The organism is Pseudomonas floridensis, assembly GCF_002087235.1.
In the GTDB taxonomy this organism is placed as follows: Bacteria; Pseudomonadota; Gammaproteobacteria; order Pseudomonadales; family Pseudomonadaceae; genus Aquipseudomonas; species Aquipseudomonas floridensis.
In genome coordinates, this window is the sequence record NZ_MUIO01000029.1 from 69,191 (window position 1) to 75,414 (window position 6,224).

Consider the following 6,224-nt stretch of genomic DNA (forward strand, 5'->3'; position numbering starts at 1 on the left):
TTCAACGCTGCATGCCCCAGCGCTTGACGGTCAGACGCTCGATGTTGGCGAACAGCAGGTTCTCCACCAGCAGGCCGATGAGGATCACGGCGGCCAGACCGGCGAAAACCTTGTCGGTGTAGAGCTCGTTGCGGTTCTGAAAGATGTACCAGCCCAACCCGCCTTTGCCGGACGATGCGCCAAACACCAGCTCGGCGGCGATCAGCGTGCGCCAGGCGAACGCCCAGCCGATTTTCAGGCCCGCCAGAATCGACGGCAGCGCGGCGGGGATGAGGATGTGCCAGACAAAACGCAACCCCTTGAGCCCATAGTTGCGCCCCGCCATGCGCTGGGTTTCTGAAACGCCGAGAAAACCCGCGTACGTGTTGAGCGCCAGCGCCCACAGCACCGAATGCACCAGCACGAAGATCAGGCTGTTCTGACCCAGTCCGAACCAGAGCAATGCCAGCGGCAACAGCGCAATGGCCGGCAACGGGTTGAACATGGCGGTCAGGGTACTGAGCAGATCACGTCCCAACTGAGTGGACACCGCCAACGTGGTCAGGCCGAACGCCAGGACGATGCCGATCAGGTAGCCCTGGATCAGCACTTTCAGCGAGATCCAGACTTTGCCCGGCAGTTCACCACTGATCAGCCCGTCATAAAAGGCGCTGGCGGTCTGCAGAAAGCCGGGTAGCAGCAGATCATTGTTCTGGATGCGTGCGGCAATCTCCCAGAGCACTGCCAACGCGATCATGATTACGGTTTTGCGTACCCAGCCCAGTTGCCAGATGCGCTGAGCCAGCGGAATGTCGCGGGCCAGATCTTCCTGGGTGAACGGTTGCAGCATGACTTCGTATTCTTCGCGAGCGGGAGGTGCCAGGCTCATGGTGTTCGGTTCCCTGTTGTGCTGTTAAGCGCGGACGTTGCCGCTGATCGTGCGAGAGCGCTGCGTAGGCGTGCGTCGCGGACGCGTTGCATCCCGATCGGCAAAATCGTCAGTACGCGATGCGGATATCCTGGAAATTCAGATCGGCGTCGACCTGCCCCTCTTCACCCTCATCGAACAGCAGGCGATGGATGCGTTGCGCGGTCTGCTGAAAGCCAACACCACCGAGGCTTTTCAGGTCGTACTGATGGCTGTTGATCTCGGCGCGCACCCGCCCCGGATGCGGCGACAGCAGCAGGATGCGATTGCCCACCACCAGCGCCTCTTCAATCGAGTGCGTGACGAACAGCAGGGTGAAACGCACCTCATCCCACAGTTCCAGCAGCTCTTCCTGCATCTTGCGACGGGTCAGGGCATCGAGGGCGGCGAAAGGCTCGTCCATCAGCAGGATTTTCGGCTGCATCGCCAACGCCCGAGCGATGGCCACGCGGGCTTTCATGCCACCCGACAAGGTGTGCGGATAGGCATCGGCAAATGCGCTGAGCCCGACCTTTTCCAGGTAATAACGCGCACGCTCAAGCGCCTCGGGACGTTTCAACGTGCGTGAAGCCAGAAGTGGAAACATGACGTTCTCGATCACGGTTTTCCACGGGGGCAACTGATCGAACTCCTGAAACACCACGATGCGATCAGGGCCGGGCTCGCGTACCTGAGTACCCGCCAGACGAATCTCGCCTTCGCTGGGCTGGATGAAACCGGCCACGGCCTTGAGCAACGTGGATTTGCCACAGCCCGATGGGCCGAGCAGGACGAAACGGTCCGCCGGATCGACCTCGAAACTGACCTGATGCGTGGCTCGCACCACGCGCTCGGGGGTGCGGTATTCGAGGCTAACGCCGCGAACCTGCAACAAGGCTTCAGCGGTGGGCTGAGCGGCCGGTTGCGGTGAAGTATTCTGGCTGGCCGTGTGGCCTTGCAGAGCGGCATTCATGAACGGTCTCCCTCAGAACGGCGCTGAGCCTTGAATGGTCGTGCGATGCAACTTGCGGCGCAGGTGCGCAGGGCAGCCCGCTGCAAGATGGATCAGCGAACGGTTGTCCCAGAAGACCATGTCGTTGGGCTGCCACTGATGGCGATAGATGTGTTCGGGACGAACGCTGTGGGCATAGATTTCGTTGAGAATCTGGCGGCTCTCGTCTTCGGGCAGACCCAGGATGCGCGTGGTGAAACCTTCACTGACGAACAGCGCCTTGCGCCCGGTTTCAGGGTGTGTGCGCACGATGGGATGGCTGACTTCAACCACTTGCGCCAGTTGCTCGGCGGTCAGGGTCGGACGCCAGTTGGCGGCATTGTGGCCTTCGGCGTAACGCGCGGTGTAGCTGTGAACGGCCGAACGCCCCTCGACTGCCTCGCGCAGATGCTGCGGCAGCGTGTCCCAGGCCTGATGCATGTCGGCGAACAGCGTGTCCCCGCCTTCGCTGGGCAGTTCCTGCGCATACAGCATCGAGCCCAGGCTTGGCAGTTCCTTGTACGACAGGTCCGAATGCCAGTATTTGCCCGCATCGCCCAGACCGACCGGCTGGCCGTTTTCGACGATATTGGAAACGATCAGGATTTCCGGGTGATTGGCCAGCAGGAACTGCTTGAGCACATGAATCTGCAGCACACCGAAACGACGGCTGAAGTCGATCTGTTGCTGCGGCGTGATGTGCTGATCGCGGAACACGATGACGTGGTAATCAAGGTGCGCTTGATGAACGCGCGCGAAGTCGGTGTCGTTAAGGGGTTTGGACAGATCCAGCCCGACGATTTCAGCGCCCACCTTTTCGGCGAATGGACGCACGTCGAACGATTGCGACGCAAAGGATGCGGGCGATGAAGCGAGGGAGGCTGCTGGCATGAGAACTCCGACTCCAGAATGTGACTGAGAGCAGGAACTGTATAGATATAAGAAAAGGAATTTAAATACCGTTGGGGAATATGCATAGCGCAGAATGGGATAGCGCACGGACCGTGAAGCCTTAGGGTCAGATTCAGTCAAACCTGCTGACGAACGCATGCCTTGGAGGAAGAGAGCCAACTGCCTTTAACTACGTCTTCGATACACCCTTTTCGCGGACAAGTCGCTCCCACGAACACGCGCCTGGCCCTAAACGGTGGACCACTGTGGGAGCGGACTCGTCCGCGAAGGCTATATGTCAGCCGCTGCATCTTCAGAATCCATGCCACAGCTTCGCGAGCAAGCTCGCTCTCACAAAGATTCAACAGTTCTCATAAATGTGTCATGCCCGATACATCTGGCTGTAAGAACGGCTTGCTAGCGTCAGCGCCTTCATTCAACTGCGTGAAGGACTGCAATATGCCGTGCGTCAAACCCACCGCCCACGTCGTGGTATCGACGTTGATACTTTCGCTGCTTGCGGTCTCGGTCCATGCAGCAGGTCGCTCGGGGGATGACCGCATCAACGGCGTCGATTTACTGTCCGGCTTCAGCACGCTCTGGAACACCGGCGCAACGTGGGACACCGGCACGCCGACCGCGCTGGGTCAGAGTCTGCTCAGGCGCAACCTGCAGTTGGTCCTGGACCGCGCCAACTCGCGCACGCTCGCTCAGGAAACCGCTGCGTATTTCGATGACCGCCGCGACCAGAGCTACAGCGCCATCAGCGGTCTGGGCTCGCTGAGTGATGCCTATAAGGCAGGCTCGGGGGCGTTCACCACCATCACTCAGTTCGACGACAGCAACAAAACCACCAAATTCGACGACAAGGGCAATGGCGCAGGCAGCTCTTCTTCGGCGCTGGGCAAGGTGGTCGATCTGGTGGGCGCGGTGCGTAATGACGCGTCCACCACACCGGCCAAATCCCACTTTCAATACCCGCGTCCGTGGCGGCAGACCCTGGACGGTCAAAACCTTGAATTCGTGGTGCAGCCTTCCCTGCGCCCTGCAAAGAGCACCACGCCCGCCAGCGACGCGGGTTTCCCCAGTGGTCATACCAACGCTGCGTATCTGTCTTCCATCGCTTTGGCCTATGCCATTCCAGAGCGCTATAGCGAGTTGATGCTGCGCGCATCCGACATTGGAGACAACCGGATCGAAGCCGGTATGCACTCGCCTTTCGACGTGATGGGCGGGCGTATCACGGCCACTTATTTCGCCATCGACAACCTGTCCAACCCGGCCAACGCCCAGTTGCGCGCCGATGCCCGCGCCCAGTCGCTGGCCTACTTCACCGCGCAGTGCGGCGGCAACGTCAATGACTGCATGGCCAGGATCGATCCCGCCACCGACCGCACGTCTCAACACGCGCAGGACAAGGCGCTGTACACCTCGCGCATGACTTACGGCTTCGACCCGGTCGGCCCGACCAACCTGGCACCCGTGGTGCCGGTCAACGCGGAAGTGCTGTTGGAAACCCGCTTTCCGTATCTCGACGCCAGCCAGCGCCGGGAGATTCTGGGCACCACCGAGATCTCGTCGGGCTACGCGGTGATCGATCAATCCAACGGCTACGGCCGGCTGAACCTCTATGCGGCGGGCGATGGCTACGCGGCGTTCAATTCGAATGTCACGGTCAACATGAACGCCAGCCAAGGCGGCTATAACGCCATCGATGCCTGGCGCAATGACATTTCCGGCAGCGGTGGCCTTATCAAGAATGGCACCGGCAACCTGATGCTGACCGGCAATAACAGTTACTCGGGCGGCACCATCATCAACGGCGGCGTCTTGACCGGCCACGCCCAGGCCTTCGGCAGCGGGACAATCACCGACAATGCGACGCTGGTGCTCGATCAGTCGACCAACGACACCTTCAGCAATGCCATCGCAGGTAACGGCGCACTGATCAAACAAGGCGCAGGTTCGCTGAACCTGACCGGCAACAGCAGCCTGTCCGGCCCGACCACCGTGCAGGCCGGGCGTCTGGCGGTAAATGGCAATCTCGGCAGTTCAGTCGTGAACGTCAACCAAGGCGCCGTACTGGGCGGCAATGGTTCGGTCGGCGGTATCAACGTCGCCTCAGGCGGTGTCGTCGCACCAGGCAATTCGGTGGGGCAACTGAACGTCAACGGCAACGTCAACTTCGCTCAGGGCTCGGTGTATCAGGTGGAATCTGATGCTAACGGCAACGCCGACCGCATCGTCGCCACAGGCCGCGCAACACTGAACAACGCGACGGTTTCACTGGTCGAGGCCGGCAACTGGGTCGCAGCAAGCCGTTACTCGATTCTCTCGGCTGCCGGTGGTGTCAGCGGTACGTTCGGCGGTGTGCAGTCGAACTTCGCATTTCTGACCCCGACTCTCAATTACACCGCGACTGATGTCGGACTGACGCTCAATCGCAACGCACAAAGCTTCGCCAGTCTGGCGACCAGCCGCAACGCCCGGGCAGTGGCGCAAGGACTGGACAGCGCAGGCGCAGGCAATGCGCTGTTCAGAAGCGTGGTGCAGCAGGATGCACAGACCGCACAAGCCACCTTCAACGGCCTGTCCAATGAATTGCACGCCTCGACCCAGTCGGCACTGATCGAAGACAGTCGACTGGTACGCAATGCCATCACCGACCGTCTGCAGCAATCGCAGTCCGCGCAGGTATCGGGCAGCGCTTCGCAAACCCTGGCGGGCGATGCGTCTCGCGGCCTGGTCTGGACTCAAGCGATCGGCGCGACCGGCAAGACCGACAGCACGAATGACGCGTCCGGTCTGGACAGCCACACCAGCGGCCTGCTGTTCGGCGCCGACGTGCCGGTCAACGATACCTGGCGTGTAGGCGCACTGGCCGGTTTCAGTCGCAGCAGCTTCGACCTGCGTCATGCCTCCGGCTCCAGCGACAGTGACAACTACCACTTGGGTGTATACGGCGGCGCGACGTGGGGGCAACTGGGGCTGCGTCTGGGCGCGGTCAGAACCTGGCATGACCTGACGTCCAAGCGCACGCTGGAGCTACCGGGCTCTTCCGAGCGCCTCAAGCAGGACTATCAGGCCGCGACCAATCAGGTATTCGGCGAACTGGGCTACGCCATCGAACTGGGTAACGCGCAGCTCGAACCTTTCGCCAGCCTAGCGCATGTGCGCCTGGACACCGACGGCTTCAATGAAAACAGCAATGCCATCAACCTGCGCAACCAATCAGAGGAAAACCACATCACGTTCAGCACGCTGGGGCTGCGGGCTGCGACACACATGAACATGGGCAGCGTCGACGTCAAACCCAACGCCACCGTCGGCTGGCGCCGTGCGTTCGGCGACATCACGCCGCAAAGCCGCGCAGCCTTCAGCGGCGGCGACACCTTCACCCTGTCCGGAGCACCGATAGCGCGTAGTGCCGCCGTATTGGGCGCCGGTGTGGACCTG

General features: G+C 61.1%; 4 protein-coding genes. 1 reads left to right on the forward strand and 3 read right to left on the reverse strand.

Going from position 1 to position 6,224, the window contains the following annotated elements:
* Position 1: 1 nt before the first annotated feature.
* The 3 genes from BZK31_RS10380 to BZK31_RS10390 all read right to left on the reverse strand — a co-directional run bounded on the left by BZK31_RS10380 (position 2) and on the right by BZK31_RS10390 (position 2,768).
* The gene (locus BZK31_RS10380; protein WP_083182580.1) at positions 2-868 is read right to left on the reverse strand and encodes an ABC transporter permease; all 867 of its coding nucleotides are present in this window, start codon (positions 866-868) and stop codon (positions 2-4) included.
* A 109-nt stretch (positions 869-977) separates the two neighbouring features.
* Complete coding sequence (locus BZK31_RS10385; RefSeq protein WP_083182581.1) at positions 978-1,859, reverse strand: ABC transporter ATP-binding protein; 882 nt, start codon at positions 1,857-1,859, stop codon at positions 978-980.
* 12 nt (positions 1,860-1,871) lie between these two features.
* Positions 1,872-2,768, reverse strand: coding sequence for a TauD/TfdA dioxygenase family protein (locus BZK31_RS10390; protein ID WP_083182582.1), 897 nt, complete (start codon positions 2,766-2,768; stop codon positions 1,872-1,874).
* 459 nt (positions 2,769-3,227) lie between these two features.
* On the opposite strand from BZK31_RS10390, the gene BZK31_RS10400 reads away from it, so the two are divergent.
* Positions 3,228-6,224 (forward strand): autotransporter domain-containing protein (locus tag BZK31_RS10400; protein ID WP_157900722.1); only part of this gene is annotated, 2,997 nt, incomplete at its 3' end.

Excerpts from the sequence above, each read along its gene's own strand:
- BZK31_RS10380 (WP_083182580.1), bottom strand. The coding sequence starts at position 868 with ATGAGCCTGGCACCTCCCGCTCGCGAAGAATACGAAGTCATGCTGCAA.
- BZK31_RS10390 (WP_083182582.1), bottom strand. The coding sequence starts at position 2,768 with ATGCCAGCAGCCTCCCTCGCTTCATCGCCCGCATCCTTTGCGTCGCAA.
- BZK31_RS10385 (WP_083182581.1), bottom strand. The coding sequence starts at position 1,859 with ATGAATGCCGCTCTGCAAGGCCACACGGCCAGCCAGAATACTTCACCG.